General features: G+C 39.2%; 12 protein-coding genes. 1 reads left to right on the top strand and 11 read right to left on the bottom strand.

Annotation, left to right across the window (positions count from 1 at the left end; genetic code table 11):
* Positions 1-3 precede the first annotated feature (3 nt).
* Genes ACMGDK_RS09220 through ACMGDK_RS09200 form a run of 5 tightly spaced genes read right to left on the bottom strand, consistent with a single transcriptional unit; the run spans position 4 to position 7,088 of the window.
* A complete protein-coding gene (locus tag ACMGDK_RS09220) occupies positions 4-714 on the bottom strand; it encodes a c-type cytochrome (protein WP_436807665.1) in 711 nt (236 codons plus the stop codon).
* Positions 707-1,228, bottom strand: a complete 522-nt coding sequence (locus ACMGDK_RS09215) for a DUF3341 domain-containing protein (RefSeq protein WP_184163928.1) — start codon at positions 1,226-1,228, stop codon at positions 707-709. The genes ACMGDK_RS09220 and ACMGDK_RS09215 overlap by 8 nt, the downstream gene beginning before the upstream one ends.
* Positions 1,215-2,612 carry an NrfD/PsrC family molybdoenzyme membrane anchor subunit gene (nrfD, locus tag ACMGDK_RS09210; protein ID WP_436807664.1) on the bottom strand — a complete coding sequence of 466 codons (1,398 nt, stop codon included), beginning with the start codon at positions 2,610-2,612 and terminating at the stop codon, positions 1,215-1,217. The genes ACMGDK_RS09215 and nrfD overlap by 14 nt, the downstream gene beginning before the upstream one ends.
* Positions 2,613-2,637: 25 nt before the next feature.
* Entirely contained in the window at positions 2,638-5,703 is a 3,066-nt protein-coding gene (locus tag ACMGDK_RS09205) for a TAT-variant-translocated molybdopterin oxidoreductase (RefSeq protein ID WP_436807663.1), read from the bottom strand.
* 23 nt (positions 5,704-5,726) lie between these two features.
* Positions 5,727-7,088, bottom strand: coding sequence for a c-type cytochrome (locus ACMGDK_RS09200; protein WP_436807662.1), 1,362 nt, complete (start codon positions 7,086-7,088; stop codon positions 5,727-5,729).
* Positions 7,089-7,270: 182 nt separating this feature from the next.
* Here ACMGDK_RS09200 and ACMGDK_RS09195 point away from each other — a divergent pair, with 182 nt between their 5' ends.
* Positions 7,271-7,819, top strand: a complete 549-nt coding sequence (locus ACMGDK_RS09195) for an SPOR domain-containing protein (RefSeq protein WP_436807661.1) — start codon at positions 7,271-7,273, stop codon at positions 7,817-7,819.
* Positions 7,820-7,865: 46 nt separating this feature from the next.
* Here ACMGDK_RS09195 and ACMGDK_RS09190 read toward each other — a convergent pair whose 3' ends face one another.
* From ACMGDK_RS09190 to ACMGDK_RS09165, 6 genes are all read right to left on the bottom strand, one after another.
* Positions 7,866-9,143: a DUF6080 domain-containing protein gene (locus ACMGDK_RS09190; protein ID WP_436807660.1), complete on the bottom strand. Its 1,278-nt coding sequence runs from the start codon at positions 9,141-9,143 to the stop codon at positions 7,866-7,868.
* 75 nt (positions 9,144-9,218) lie between these two features.
* The gene (locus ACMGDK_RS09185; protein WP_436807659.1) at positions 9,219-10,034 is read right to left on the bottom strand and encodes a T9SS type A sorting domain-containing protein; all 816 of its coding nucleotides are present in this window, start codon (positions 10,032-10,034) and stop codon (positions 9,219-9,221) included.
* A gap of 107 nt (positions 10,035-10,141) precedes the next feature.
* Positions 10,142-11,683, bottom strand: a complete 1,542-nt coding sequence (locus ACMGDK_RS09180; protein WP_436807658.1) for a protein adenylyltransferase SelO — start codon at positions 11,681-11,683, stop codon at positions 10,142-10,144.
* Between the two features lie 75 nt (positions 11,684-11,758).
* Complete coding sequence (locus ACMGDK_RS09175) at positions 11,759-14,137, bottom strand: penicillin-binding protein 1A (protein WP_436807657.1); 2,379 nt, start codon at positions 14,135-14,137, stop codon at positions 11,759-11,761.
* A gap of 6 nt (positions 14,138-14,143) precedes the next feature.
* Positions 14,144-14,608 (bottom strand): gliding motility lipoprotein GldH, encoded by a 465-nt coding sequence (locus ACMGDK_RS09170; RefSeq protein ID WP_436807656.1) that lies wholly within the window; start codon positions 14,606-14,608, stop codon positions 14,144-14,146.
* Positions 14,601-16,022 carry a PSP1 domain-containing protein gene (locus tag ACMGDK_RS09165; RefSeq protein WP_436807655.1) on the bottom strand — a complete coding sequence of 474 codons (1,422 nt, stop codon included), beginning with the start codon at positions 16,020-16,022 and terminating at the stop codon, positions 14,601-14,603. Before ACMGDK_RS09165 ends, ACMGDK_RS09170 begins: the two co-directional genes overlap by 8 nt.
* Positions 16,023-16,129 lie beyond the last annotated feature (107 nt).

The raw sequence follows: 16,129 nt of genomic DNA, 5'->3' as shown, positions 1-16,129 counted from the left end.
TTCTTATTTTTTAGTTGCGGTAGTAGTCTCTGTTGTTTCGGCAGCTGGTGTAGCTGTAGCCGTTGTAGCTGCTGCAGGTGCTGCTGCTCCTTTTTTGAAGGCACTCATCACATACATTGCTACTCTCCATCTGTCGCCAGGGTTAAGCTGGCCAGCATAAGATCCCATTGCATTTCTACCGTTAGTTAATACATAATGAACAGATCCTACAGTAAGTTCTCTGTCAGCATAGTTAGGTACACCAGAGAAAGCTCCGCTTTGTACAATTGGTCCTTGTCCGTCACCTCCTGTTCCGTGGCATGTTGCACAAGTACGATCAAACAGCATTTTTCCTCTTTCAATATCTTTAGCAGCGTTGGCTGGGTTAAGAGGGGATACTGTCAGATTCTTAGAAGCATCATATCCTGCATTGTATTGATCTGCATTTTTAGGAAGCAAGCCTTCTTCAAAGATTCCATCTTTATTTTGAGCAACTGATCCTTCTACTGGAGCAAGACCTGTTGCAAAACTATTTTTAACGAAAGCAGGAATTTCATTTTCATGATCTGAATAAGCGTCCTGAGCTTTCATCAATGGATCGTAAGCTACCGGGAAGTACATATCAGGAAAATATACCAATGGTGTATTTTCTTTTGGTCCGCAAGAATTAAGTAAAACCGTTGTTAAACCTAAAACAGCTGTAATTTTTAATACATTCTTTTTCATTTTAAGCATCTTTAACAGTTATTTCTTCAACCCCGGTTTCAATAAGCAACTGTTTTACAGACTCTACGTCATCAGTTACAAATTCCATCATGAATTTATCATCAGTAGTTCTTGGATCTGGGTTCTGAGCCGGAGCTCCAGGATACATTTTGTTTCTTACTAAGAAAGTCAATGACATCATGTGGGCGGCACAGAATACCATTAATTCAAACATTGGAACTACGAATGCAGGCATATTGTGTGCCCAGTCAAAAGCAGGTTTACCACCAATATTTTGAGGCCAGTCATGATTCATTACATACCATGTTACAGTAGCACCGATGGTAACACCGTAAAGAGCGTAGAAGAATGCAGCATCAGAAATTCTGGTTTTCTTTAACCCTAAAGCTTTATCAAGTCCGTGAACCGGGAATGGAGTATAAACTTCGTTTATCGCAATCCCTTTATCGTTGAATGCTTTAACGCCGTTCATCAAATCGTCGTCGTCAGCATAAAGTCCGTATACAATTTTAGTGGTGCTCATCTCCTTCTTTTGCTTTATAAGTTTCACCTGAAATTTTCAGAATCGATTTTAATTCAGCCTGTGCAATTACAGGGAACGTTCTTGCGTATAGTAAGAATAATACAGAGAAGAATCCGATTGTTCCTAAGTATACACCCACATCAATGATCGTTGGTTTAAACATAGTCCAAGATCCTGGTAAGTAATCTCTGGAAAGGTTGATAACGATGATATCGAAACGCTCGAACCACATACCGATGTTGATGATTAATGCAATAATAAATGTTGCAATAATATTTGTTCTTATTCTCTTGAACCAGAATAGTGCAGGAATAATTAAGTTACAAGTAATCAATGCCCAGAAAGCCCACCAGTAAGGTCCTACAGCAGCACCTGGAGAAAGGTATGTAAAGTCTTCAAATCTTGATCCTGAGTACCATCCGATAAAATATTCAGTAGCATAGGCTACAGTTACCATACCACCTGTCAGGATAATTACGATGTTCATAATTTCGATATGATACATTGTAATATATTCTTCAAGATGACATACTTTTCTGGCAACCAGCAATAGGGTCTGTACCATTGCGAATCCTGAGAAGATTGCACCGGCAACGAAGTAAGGAGGGTAGATTGTAGAGTGCCATCCTTTAATAACCGAAGTTGCGAAGTCAAAAGATACCGTGGTGTGTACGGAGAATACAAGTGGAGTTGCTAAACCTGCAAGAACCAAAGAAAGCTCTTCGAATCTCTGCCAGTGTTTTGCTTTACCACCCCATCCGAAAGCCAGGAATGTATAAATTTTTCTTGTCCAAGGAGTTTTAGCTCTATCTCTGATCATTGCAAAGTCAGGGATTAGTCCCATGAACCAGAATACAGTTGATACCGAGAAATACGTTGAGATGGCAAATACGTCCCAAAGTAGAGGAGAGTTGAAGTTCCCCCAAAGAGAACCGAACTGGTTTGGTAAAGGGAATACCCAATATCCTACCCAAACTCTACCCATGTGGATTACAGGGAAGATTGCTGCCTGTACAACCGCAAAGATCGTCATCGCCTCTGCAGATCTGTTTACAGACATTCTCCAACGCTGTCTAAATAATAATAATACTGCGGAGATTAGGGTCCCGGCGTGACCGATACCTACCCACCATACGAAGTTGGTAATATCCCAACCCCAGTTAATAGTTCTGTTAAGCCCCCATGCTCCAATACCTGTTCCGATAGTATAAGCGATACAGCCAAATCCGTAGATGAATAGAACTAAGGCTGCATATAGTGATACCCACCATAATTTACCTGCTCTTTCTTCGATAGGTCGTGCAATATCTTCTGTGATATCGTGATAAGTTTTGTGACCAATAATTAGAGGTTCCCTTATCGGAGCTTCGTAATGTCCTGACATTTTTTACCTATTTATTATTTAAACTTTATTTTTCTACTCTGTTTCTTACTTTAGTGTGATAGAACACGTTTGGTTTTGTGCCGATCTCTTCAAGTAAATAATATCTTCTGTTGCTGGAGTATAATTCTCTCACTTCAGATTCTTTGTCATTCATGTCTCCAAACGTCATTGCTCCGGTAGAACAAGCAGCAGCACAAGCACAAGAATTTTTGAATTCGTTGTCTGTTACTTTTCTGTTCTCTCTCTTTGCAGCTAAGATTGTAGCTTGAGTTTCCTGGATACACATTGAACATTTCTCCATTACCCCTCTCGTTCTTACCACTACATCCGGGTTAAGTACCATTCTTCCAAGATCGTTATTCATGTTGAAATCGAACTTGTCATTCAGGTTATAAGTAAACCAGTTGAAACGTCTTACTTTATAAGGACAGTTGTTAGCACAATATCTTGTACCGATACATCTGTTATAAGCCATATGGTTCTGACCTTGCTTACCGTGTGAAGTAGCCGCTACCGGACATACCGTTTCACAAGGAGCGTGGTTACAGTGCTGACACATTACCGGTTGGAAGATTACATCCGGATTGTCTGCAGGGTGGTTTAGTGCACCTCCGTCTCCGAATGCCGTACCGTACAATTCCGGTACTGCCATTCCTTCTTTCAATCCTTCGTATACTTCTACCTTTTGTCTTGAAGAATAGTAACGGTCAATTCTTAACCAATACATATCTCTGGACATTCTGATTTCTTCTTTACCTACTACAGGAACGTTGTTTTCTGCCTGGCAGGCAATGATACATGCTCCACAACCAGTACAAGAGTTCAAGTCGATAGATAAGTTGAAGTGAGGCCCGTCCGTATCATCGAAAGCATCCCAAAGGTCAATCTTTCTGGCTGGAAGAGCTCCACTGATGGTGTGATATTCCAAAGGCTTGTTCCATCCTTTGTGCTCATCATCAAATGCTACGTTTAAGAATTCTGCCAAAGGAACTTCCTTAGCAATTTCGTAACGTCCCATCAATGTATTCTGAAGCTGGATACCTGCAAATTCGTGGTCTTCTCCTGTTTTTTCGATCTTAACTCCTGAAACAGTTAAGTTAGAACCGTCAAATAACGGATAAGCATTTACACCTGTATCAGCAGTAGTTCCTGAATTTTTCTTACCATATCCAAGCGCAAGACCTACAGATCCTTCTGCCTGTCCCGGTTGAATGAATACAGGAACGTCTTTTATTGTTACTCCGTTTACAGTAAGGTTTACGATAGAACCATCCAGCTGCATTCTTGCATTAAGATCGTTTTCAATCGCGAATTTTTCTGCATCTTTAGGAGAAATTGTCAAATAGTTATCCCAAGACATTCTTGTGATAGGATCCGGTAATTCCTGAAGCCAAGGGTTGTTGGCCTGAGTACCGTCACCCATTGAAGGCTTGGTGTATAATACCAATTCTAATTCAGAAGCTTTGAAGTTTCCTAGTTCAGCAATGGCCTGGGCAGCATTTCCTCCAGCGTAAGATAATGCTGTTGCATTATTTGAAGTCGTGATACCGTTATATAAAGCCTTGTTGAAAGAAGTAGCTCCTAAGATAGAGGCAGAACTGGCTTTCAGATAGTCATAATAATTATTGGCAGCATTGTTTTTACCATTCTTCCAAACCAATAGGGATTCTTCAATCTGTCTTGATTTGTAGATCTTCTGGATCGTTGGCTGCATTAATGAATATACTCCTGTCTGAGGTTCAATATCACCCCAAGACTCTAACCAGTTAGCTACAGGAATTACAGCTTTCGCTGCTTTATACATTTCATTTTTCTTATCCGCTACAGCAACTACACAAGCAACTTTAGCTAAAGATTTTTTGAAATCTTCTCCTTTTGGATGAGAGTAGATTGGGTCTACATTGTTAGCGATCAATACGCCAACCTGACCTGCATTTATCCATCCTAAGAATTCCTGGTATCTTGCTTTATCAAATTCTTTAAGGAAGTTAGCTTTACCTGTGAAAGCTACTGAACCTAATTTTTGGTTGATTAAGTGTGCTAAAACCTGTGCTCCTTTAGAACCGTCAGCAAAAACAACAGCTTTGCTGCCCTTTGCTTGAAGTTCTTTTGCAATTTCAGAAGCTGTCTTATCAGAAGTACCACCACCTACGATTGCGTTGTAAACTTCCACTAAAGTTTTATTGACAAGGCTTGGCTTTAATCTAACTCTTTCATCTGCATTGGCACCAGTTAATGACATGTTGGATTCCACCTGAATGTGTCTCAACATGTTTGGTCCCGGCTTTCTTGCTGCTGCGTAAGAAGTTTCTAAGCTTGAAGCGTTATAATCTCCTAAGAAATCTGCCTGGAAAGAAACAACCAATTCTGAACCTTTCAGGTCATAAACCGGTAATGCTCTCTGTCCGAATACTTCCTGAGCTGCATCTAAAGCCGCAGCATGAGGATAAGCATCATACGTTACAAGTTCAGCGGTCGGATATTTAGCTTTGAACTCAGCAAATAACTTTTTGAAAGTAGGAGAAGGGAAAGAGTGTGACAAAAGCACGATCTTTTTACCTGCTGCATTGGCATCTGCCAGACCTTTCAGTACAAAACTGTCTACTTTATCGAAAGTTTCATCTTTACCGTCCAGTTTAGGCTGTTTTACTTTATCGTTATCGTAAAGAGAAAGTACACTTGCCTGAGCTCTTGCGTTCGTTTTTCCTAAATCACCTGCTGCCGGGTTCGGATCTATTTTGATAGGTCTTCCTTCACGGGTCTTTACTAAAACGCTGGCGAAGTCGAATCCGTCAAAATAAGTTGAAGCGTAATAATTCGGAACCCCCGGAATAATATCGTGTGGCTTTACCACATAAGGAATCGTTTTGATCACCGGAGCTTCACAGGCAGCCAATGTTACGGCTGCTGTAGAGAATCCTAATATTTTTAAGAAATCTCTTCTTGAAGTACTGGATCCGTTCTGTTCAGCATCTCCAAGGAAATCTTCTACCGGAATTTCTTCCTGAAACTCTTTCTGAGCCAGCTTATTGTTCAAAGCCGGATCTTTAAGTTCATGAATACTTCTAAATTGTATTTTGTTTGAAGCCATTTATACTTCTAATTTTTTAGTTATTAATAATGACATTTACCACACTCAAGACCTCCAATTGCATCTACAGTGATCTTACCGCCATCCTGAGGATATTGTTTTTTCAACTTGTCATGTAGATTCTTGAAGTATTCTTTATTATAACCGTTGTTCATATCAACCTCAGTAGTTCTGTGGCACTCGATACACCATCCCATAGTGAAGTCATTAGCCATCTGAACAACATTCATTGTGTCAATTTTTCCGTGACAAGCTTTACATACAACATCAATTTTGTTGTTTGGATTCTTTTTGTTGAAAGAATTGATGATCGCCTGCTCACCCGCTACTACGTGCTGAGAGTGGTTGAAGTACACGAAGTCTGGCATATTGTGAATTCTGGTCCATTCAACCGGCTGTGTTTTTCCAGTGTACTGCTGTTTTGCAGGATCCCAGCCTGTAGCTGCATAGATCTTCTGGATCTCACCGTCGTAGAATGCTTTATCTTTTCCTGGCTCCATGTAGTGATCTGCATTATACTCAGAAATTGTTCTGTGACAGTTCATACAAACGTTCATGGAAGGGATTTCAGATACTTTTCCGTATTTGGCACTGGAGTGACATAGCTGACAGTCAATTTTTTGCTCTCCAGCGTGAATTTTGTGAGAGAAGTAAATAGGCTGTTCCGGCTTATATCCTTTGTAAACCCCGATCCACATGATCCAGTTCCAAACTCCATAAGCGGCCAGAAGGGCAAGGATAGCCAAAGCTGCTTTACCAATGTAATGGTATTTCTCATAGATTTCGCTGAAAGATTTAACCCTTGTTTCGTTAAGTCCTGCTAAGTCTTCAGATTGACCTAATTTAACCAATTGTCTCAGTTTAATTAAGATCCAAACTAATAAAGCTGCTATTGCAATAAGAGAAATAATAACAACACTTGTTGTTGTTTTGTCTGCCGGTGCTGCAGCTGCCCCGTCTGTTGCAGTTGCCTTGTCGTCAGTTTTAGCTGGCTCGGGAGCCGGAGGATTAGTTGTATACTCTAAAATATCGTCAATATCCTTATCCGTTAGATTAGGAAACTGTAACATTTCAGTTTTATTGTACTTTTCAAAAATCTCATTGGCGTATTTATCCCCAGAAGCTCTAAGAGCTTTGTTGTCTTTGATCCACTTGTGAAGCCAATCTTTGTCTACACCGCCTTCTGTCTTCACTCGTTCTACAACCCCTTTCAAAGGAGGCCCTATTACTTGTTTGTCCAGCGCGTGACATGCAGTACAATTCGCTTTGAAAAGTTTTTCGCCGTTTTTAGGATCGCCGTCTTGCCCGTAAATTGAAGCACTGGTTGATAGCAATAAGCCTATCGCGATCAACGTTTGTTTATAATGCTTTCTCCAACTAATCATTTAAATTATCTTATGTTAGTAAAATATTGAACCAATCAATTCCGCAAAAATAATATTTTTAACAGGAATTTAACGGTATATGGAAAAGGGAAAATATCATTTACGTTTAATTTGTATTGATTCTAAATAGTGTTGTTTGGTATAATTTTTTAATTTTAATAGATTTGCAGAAACAAGTTTAAATGAGAAATTTAATCAAAATATTTTCAATATTATCTTTATTTGGGTTTTATAGTGTTGAAGCCCAACAGGTTGTTCAGAAAGATACTCTGGCAGGGACGGAGCTAATTATGACTATGGATTCCAAAGTAAGTGCTGCTTTGGGAGGAATTGAAGATAAATGTTCCAGAACTGCAGGTGGTCCTTCGGTGAGAGAAAATAATACGGATGGTGGAATTGTGACGAGTCCAAAGCCTCCAAAGATCTATGTTCCGAGCAGGGAACTGAGTAATGCGGAAATCTGCCGTAAGAATCCGAGGATTTTAGGATTTAAGATTCAGATAACAACGGTAAAAAGTAATGAAGAGGCCAACGAGGTGAAATCTTATTTCAGAAAAAGATTCCCGAACCTGAAAGTGGAAACGGATGCTTCTTTAAGACCGAATTATAAAATTCTTGCAGGAAGCTATTTTACGAAACAAAGTGCAGCTTCGGATCTGTCGAAAATAAGAGAATACTTCAAATCGGCAATCGCTGTACAGTACAGAATTTTCTGTTCTGAAGCGAGATAACGAGATCAAAATAACAAACTAAAGCTGAGAATTTTCTCAGCTTTTTTTATTGATAATAAGTATTTAAAAACCGGAAGAAGTCAAACATTCTGAACAGGTTGTTGGTTAATAAAAAAGCAAACAGAATAACCATTGTCAGTACTAGAAATGATAAAGTTTTTGGCTGTGATCTGTAAGCGTGAAAAAGCCATCCCAAAAGCAGCGGATAGACAAAAATAAAATGTCCTGCGTAGATGTAAGAAGTATGAAGGCCAAAACGCATAATGCAGTGAATCACAATATCAAACATGAATGAAATGGCAATAATCTGCACAAATTTATTTTTGAAATTTTTAAAATAACTCCATAAAATAAGGGCTAACAATACTATGATAAAAGTATAACAAAAAGAGGATGAATAAGGTTCCATTAAAAGACCTTTGAAATTGAAGCCTTTCATATTATGCTTATCTGTGGTCATGAAACTTGGAAACAAAATACTGCCCCCGAAAAAATAAGAAAGTATCATATCCCAGTCCGGAATAGATTCTACATTGGAGAACTTTTCATACTGCTGGTTGGTTTTTGAGAAGATGTTTTCATATTTAAAATCAATTCGAAGTAAATAAAGAAATACAAAACAGGCTGTGGTAAGGAAGACACGAAAAGCTGCGTTTCCAAATTTTTTCCAGCTTCTGAAAAGGTTCCTTTCAAACAATATGGGAATAAAAACTTTAGCCAGATTGGTTATGGTAAGGCCTCCGATGGTGATTCCGGCAAGCGTTAAAGCAGATCCTGGAATTTTTTCCTCTTTTCTGAGTTTTACGGCTGCATAATAATTGTAAATACATAGCAACAATAGAGTATAGGTGAAATTCTCCGGAGTGAAAGAAAGGATGATACTCATAGAAAAAAATCCAAAAAACAAAACAAGCAATAAAGTGATCTTTAACGGGAGCCTGATAATATTCTTCAAATATTTGAAGATCTGTACAATACACAAGCTAATGGCTACATTACTAAGCCACGCCAGAGTAAGCCTAAATGTTGCATCCATTTTCCCACCCGAAACAAAAAGGGAGAATTCCCGGACCCAATTGAAAAAATAATAAGCCAAAGGATGTCTTTCAAAGCTTCCGCCGGTCATTACAATTGCTTTGTTGTCAAAGCTGAAGTAGGCATCCCAGGGAATCCTGCTGTCAAAAATAATCCTGTAATGAAGGGCAATATAAGTGCCCAGTATTCCATAGCAGAGCAGGAAGAACATGAATACCGCCAGTTCTGTGTAGGAAGATGGAAAAACCTGTTTTAAAAGATTGATGAGTTTTGTTTTAATTAATGACACCTGTCAGTTTTTTTGCAAAAATAAAATAAAAAAGCTCACCATATCCGGTGAGCTTTAAAGATTATGATTATATCATTATTGCTTAATCACTTTCGATGTAGATGTACTTCCATCGGCAAAATTAACTTTAACTAAATAGACTCCTTTTGGAAGTGAAGAAATATCAGTTTTTTCAGAGTTGCTCTGAAGAAGGGATTTACCAGTCATATCAAAAACAGTGGTAGATTTAATCTTTCTATCAGTTCTAATATTGATCTCCCCTTTTGTTGGGTTAGGGTAGAGGTCTGCTATCACTTTAACTGTGGTACCAACTTCCTGAGTAGATAATGTACTGCTTGCTAAAACTTGTACATCATCTATTGAAAGGCTGTCTGCATCGTTTGCTACATAGCGGAATCTGAATTTAACATTTGCCTGTCCTATATATGGTGCTAAACTGACTGTAACGGCTAATGTTTCATAATCAATATAAACTCCATAATTTTCTTCCACCCATACCTGGGTCCATGTAGTTCCTCCATTTGTTGACACTTCAACTTTCAGATCTCCATTAGGATAAGGGTCAACCATATATTCATATCCTATCTTGGCATTGAACTTCAGAACAGGGCTTGTTGCTCCTACTAAACTGAAAGAAGGGCTTGTTAAATGAGCATCTTGGCTTTGTGCAATCCATCCGATTCCGGCAGATTTTCCACCAGTGATATTGAATGTAGTCTGACCTGCGGCATTAAATACAGTTGTTGTAAATCCCCATGGTCTTGTTGCTACATTTGTACCTGTTGTCCATCCCGTAGGAGGAAATGTCGTCCCCTGAAAAGTCTCTGTTAGAATTTGTGCATTCCCTAGTATTGAAGAGACTAAGAAAATGAAGAGTAATTTTGTTTTCATTCAATTTAATTTAAAAGTTTTGGGTAAAAATAATGAAAAAAATGAATGAAATCAACAATATGATGTAAATAATTCAGTAAAAATAAGTGGATGTTGTAATTTATTCGTTAGGAACTGCAAGAAAGTGTAGAACATCCAGTGGTGTCATCATAGGTTGAGGGCCTTTTTACAGAAAACTCAGGATACAATTCTTCGTAAGGATTTTCTAAGGCATGGGTAAGTTTTCCAAGCATTTCTGTTTTTCCGGTATTGATCTCTTCGATGCATTGATAAAGAAGATAATTTCTCAGGGTGAATTTCGGATTTGACTGTCTCATCAGAGATAATGATTCTTCTTTTGAAATGGTATTGGATAATATTCTTGCATCATATTTCTTTATAAAATCTTGCAGTTTTCCTATTTTCTCATCGGTAAAAACGGAATAGGAAATATTCTCAAAAAGAGATTTGATATCACTATTAGGATTTAATTTTTCCAGCTGATTAAAAAACAACGTGTAATCCAGGTGAAGTTCCTGCATCAACCCCTGCCAGTTGGTGAAAAATTCTTCATCGCTCTCCCTAAGTTCATCGAATCCGAATTTTTGGCAGAGCATTTTATCATGGGCTTCCCAGAAATAGGTTCCGTAACGGTTTAAAGTGTCTTCTAAAAACTTTTCATCTTTAATCAGTGGATGAAGGGCGTTCGCCAGCTGCCAAAGATTCCACTGTGAGATCTGTCCCTGCTTTCCAAAGGCATATCTTCTTCCCGGAAGGTCAGTTGTATTTGGGGTAAAATTCAGATCATATTCATCCATCATTGAATAAGGTCCATAATCTATGGTCAGGCCTAAAACAGACATGTTATCAGTATTCATTACGCCATGTACGAATCCTACTCTGAACCATTCGGTCATAAGATCTGCTGTTCTGGTGCATATTTTTTCAAAAAAGTCTTTATATTTCTGAATTCCGTCTGTTGCGATTTCCGGATAATAATTTTCAATAGTGAAATCTGCCAGATCCTGAAGGGTATTGTATTCCCTTTGTGCGGAAAGCAGTTCAAAATGTCCGAAACGGAGAAAGCTTTCTGCGGTCCGGATTACAACAGCACCCTTTTCCAGCTCGGGGTTTCCATTATACATCATGTCTCTTACCACATCTTCACCGGTAAAAGCAAGGCTTAAAGCTCTGGTTGTAGGAACTCCAAGGTGGTACATGGCTTCGCTCATCAGGTATTCGCGCACTGAAGACCTCAGTACTGCTCTCCCGTCTGCATGTCTTGAGTATGGGGTTGCGCCAGCGCCTTTCCATTGGATTTCTGTTTTCTTTCCATCCTTATTGATGATCTCTCCGGCAAGTATCGCCCTTCCGTCCCCAAGCTGTCCTGCCCAATTCCCAAACTGATGCCCGGCATACGCGGTAGCATATGTCTTTACATTTTCAGGAAGGTTATTTCCTACGAGGAAGTCTAAGTCTTTTTCATCATATTTTCCCAGCCCGATTTCTTCGGATAAGGCTTCATTAAAAGCAATCAGCCCTGGCCTGTCAAAACCAGCTGGCTTTATTGTTGCAAATAAAACTTTCGGAGTATTTCTCTGCATCGGGTTGCCGGAAAGGTCTCCTGGAAATATATTGGTAAAAGGCTGCTTGATCTGTTCAATATTCATGGATCAAAGGTATTAATTATAAAAGAAAAGACCTTCCAAATTATTGAAAGGTCTTATGTATTTCTAAAAGAGAATTTATTTATTGAAATCTACCTCATCGGTGGAGTGAAGATTGTCATTGATGTTTTCTTCTTTCTTTTCTGTATTGTTTTTAGGCGTTGGATCTACCGGTCTTGGGTTTTTGATCTCGTCAATGGTCTGAAGTCCTCCGTCGTCTCCATATCCTTCACCGAGGCCTTTCAGATTCGAACATCCGTCCTTCCAGTCTGATGGTCTGGTGAACTTATCATCAGGAGTAATCCCCAGAGATTTGTCTGCCCAAACTTTCTTCATGAAAATTGCCCAGATTGGTAATGCCATTCTCGCACCCTGACCTTCTCCGGTTCCGAAGAAGTGGGTTGCTCTGTCTTCCCAGCCTACCCAGGCTCCTGTAGCCAGTTTCGGAGTAATTCCCATGAACCAACCGTCAGAGTTGTTCTGTGTAGTACCTGTTTTAGCAGCAATTTCCACACCTTTTGATATTCCTCTTCTTCCTAATTCTCCTGAAGCGGTACCGTATTGCGCAACACCCTTCATCAGCTCGATCATGGTATAGGCATACATTGGGTTCATTACTTCTTTCGGTTCTACATTTACTTCTTTGATCACTCTTCCGTTGGCATCTTCAATTCTCCAGATCATTTCCGGCTTATTGTAGTTTCCGTAGTTGGCGAAAGTACTGTAGGCACCAAGCATTTCATAGATTGTAATATCTGATGAGCCTAAAGCAATGGTATTGTTTCTAGGGATGTCTTCTGTAACTCCCAGGTCTCTTGCGGTCTGAATAACGGCATCTACACCTGTCATTTCAATAAGACGTGCCGCTACCGGGTTTTGAGAGTGGGCTAATGCATCTTTTAAAGTTAGCATTCCACCTCTTCCCGGAACATGCCATCCTTTGTGGTCGTACGTACCGTTAGAAACAGTTGAACATGGTGTCATGCCTAGTTTCATAATGGCTGTAGCGTATACGAAAGGTTTGAATGTAGATCCCACCTGTCTTTTACCCTGTTTGATGTGGTCATACTGGAAGTGCTGCCAGTCTATACCACCTACCCATGCCTTAATCTCTCCACTTCCCGGAACCATAGACATTAAGCCTGCCTGTGCAATCTGCTTATGGTATCTGATAGAATCCCAAGGTGACATTTCAACTTCTTCTTCACCAGCCCATGTAAAACGGGAAGTTTTGATCGGCTTATGGAATTCCAGTAAGATAGAATCTTCAGAAACTCCGGCAGTTTTCAGTTGTTTGTAACGGCCGGTTCTCTTCATTGCCTGAGTCATTACACTGGTTACCTGCTTATCCGTCAAATAGTAGAAAGGTCTGTTTTTTCTGCCTCTTTGTTCAGCGTCAAATCTTTTTTGAAGATCTGTTAAATGCTCCTTAATTGATTCTTCAGCATATTTTTGCATTTTTGAATCAAGAGTTACATAGATCTTTAAACCATCCTTGTAAAGATTAAGCTTCTTGCCGGTTTCTTTTTCGTAGCCTTCAAGATATTTATCGATTTCCTTTCTTAAATAGAATTTATAATACGCAGAGTAGTCATCATTAATATTTTTGATCGGATGATAATCTACCTCAATAGGTGTACTGACTGCTTTATCATAGGTTGCCTGGTCTATATAACCTGTTTCAAACATTTGCTGCAAAACAACGTCTCTTCTTCGTTTTGCACGTTCAGGATTTCTCATAGGGTTATTAGCGATAGGTGCTTCTAACATGGCTACGAAAACCGCGGCTTCCGGAAGAGTAAGTTCGGAGGTCGTTTTATTAAAATAAATTTTGGAAGCCATCTCAATACCGTTCGCATTGTATGTAAAATCGAACTTGTTGAAATATAGCGTGATAATCTCTTCCTTAGTATATCGTTTTTCTAAACTTACTGCAACAGACCATTCCTTTAGTTTCTGTATAACCCTTTTGATAGGGTTTTTAGATGGCTCTTTGGTAAACAGTAATTTAGCCAGCTGCTGCGTGATGGTAGAACCTCCACCTCTGTCTCCGCCATATCTCACAGCTCTCAAGATCGATTTCAAATCAATTCCTGAATGCTCTTTAAAACGCTCATCTTCCTTTGCCTGTAAAGCATAGATAAGATAGGGAGGCAGCTGTTTGTAGGTAATTGGCTGTGTTTTCTCCTTTTCAAATTTTCCCAGTAAAACACCGTCCGATGAAATGATTTCAGAAGCGACATAGATATCAGGGTTTTCCAGTTCCTTTACATCCGGCATTTCTCCAAGAAATCCCTGGGAAACAGCAAAGAAAAGTCCTGAAATACCTAAAACTACCGCAATGAGTCCAATCCAAATGAATCTAACCCATCTTTTCCAAGAGGTATCTTTCTTTTTTTTGGGAGGAAGAGGGAAGGTTTTTCCCTTATTTCCTGCATTTTGTCTGTTGTCTTCCATTTATGGTTACGGTTTAGCCGTTTCTACTTTTACTCCAACGTCTTCAATTCCCGGAAGGTTGTCATTTCTCATCGCCTGGACCAGGCCGATTTCATATTTTCCCTTTCCCGGAAATTTATAGTTCATTTTATACTGAAATAATGCTTCCTTCGTATCACCAAAACCTGTACCAAGCCATTCTCCGTTTGGCTTTGCCAGTACATAATTCAGGGTATCTGTTTCCTTCTTTTTGTTCTGGAGATTGGTGAAATTGACAATAAATCTTATATTGCTGTAAGGGTAACTGCTGTTATTCCTTACAACAAATATAATATTTTTAGGATTCTGCGGATCTGAAACTTCAAGATTAAATTTTTGCTCACTTTTCTTATTCCATTTGTTATTAACGGAATTCATTATGACATTCTCTCCTGAAGAGGAATTGCAGCTAAAGAAAAGGATAAGAGGTAATAATCCTAAAATTTTACGCATTTTTATCTTTTTTTGGAGGATATTTCTTTTTAAAATTTTTCTTGTTCGGATTCTGCTGTTTTTTTTCAGGGTCAGAAGAAGCATCCGTTTTCTCCGTCTGTGCTTTTGGCTGCGGTTTAGGATGTTGCTTTTGCTGTTGTCTTGGCTGATTTCCAGCATTGGCATTAGGGTTTTCTGGTCTGTCGGGTCTCTCAGATCTTTCAGCTCTTTCCGGTCTGTTTTTCTTTGGTCCCTGGCTTTGTCCCTGCTGTCCTCCCTGGTTTTGCCCGTTGTTTTGCCCGTTGTTTGGTCTGTTCTGGTTTCTGTTTCTGTTGTTGCCTCTGTTCTTCTTTTCGAATCTGTCCACATTGTTTTCCTGGATCAGGTCGATGGTCTGAATTGGGCTATCAGGTTGCTTCAGATCTTCTAAAGGAAGGATTTTTTCGCCTCTTTTGTTTTTAGCGATTAGCTTCTTAACAAGGTCGATGTCAAAATCATACCATGCCATAGAACTGTCTACGTAAGCAAACCACATTTTCTTTTTGAAAACATCTATTTTAATGCAGAATGCTCTTCCTTTTTCCGTGTCCAGAGTGGTTGAAGAAGAAGGGAAGTGACTTAATGCATCAAGGTAGCTGTCCAGTTCATAATTCAGGCAGCATTTCAGCTTACCGCATTGTCCTGCAAGCTTTTGAGGATTAATGCTCAGCTGCTGATATCTGGCAACATTCGTATTCACAGATCTGAAATCAGTAAGCCAGGTCGAGCAGCAAAGTTCTCTTCCACATGACCCTATACCTCCAACTTTTGCAGCTTCCTGCCTGAACCCGATCTGCTTCATGTCGATCTTCGTTCTGAAAGCACCGGCGTATTCTTTAATCAACTGTCTGAAATCCACTCGGTTATCAGCGGTGTAATAGAATGTGATCTTGGAAGAGTCTCCCTGATATTCCACATCCGTCACTTTCATTTCAAGACCTATTCTGTGAGCGATTTTTCTCGCCTCAATCTTTACGCTGTCTTCTTTTTTTCTGGCTTCCTGCCAAACCTCAAGGTCTTTCTGGTTAGCCTGTCTGTATATTTTAAGTATAGATTCTTCAGGAAATTTTTTCTTTTTCATCTGAATCTTTACTAATTCTCCGGTGAGGCTTACAACGCCTACATCGTGTCCGGGACTCGATTCTACTGTTACTACGCTACCTATATGTAAAGGAATATTGTTTACATTTTTATAAAACGATTTTCTGTCATTTTTAAATCTAACTTCCACAATATCACACCTGTTAGATGCGGGATTGTTGATGTTAGAAAGCCAGTCGAAAACACTTAATTTATAACTATTACCACAGGTATTTACACTTTCACAGCCATTCGCGGTTTTTTTTGGTCCGCAAGAATGGGCAGAATCGCCGGATGTTTTGCATCCACAACTCATATAACTATTTTTTATAATCTTGCAAATTTATGTAAATTTATCTTTATGCAATTCTAAAATACTTAAATATTCAATATCGGTATTGTTTAACATTAAACGTGAAAAAT

The organism is Chryseobacterium hilariae, assembly GCF_051400735.1.
Lineage (GTDB): Bacteria > Bacteroidota > Bacteroidia > Flavobacteriales > Weeksellaceae > Chryseobacterium.
This window is presented reverse-complemented; position numbering and strand designations above follow the sequence as displayed.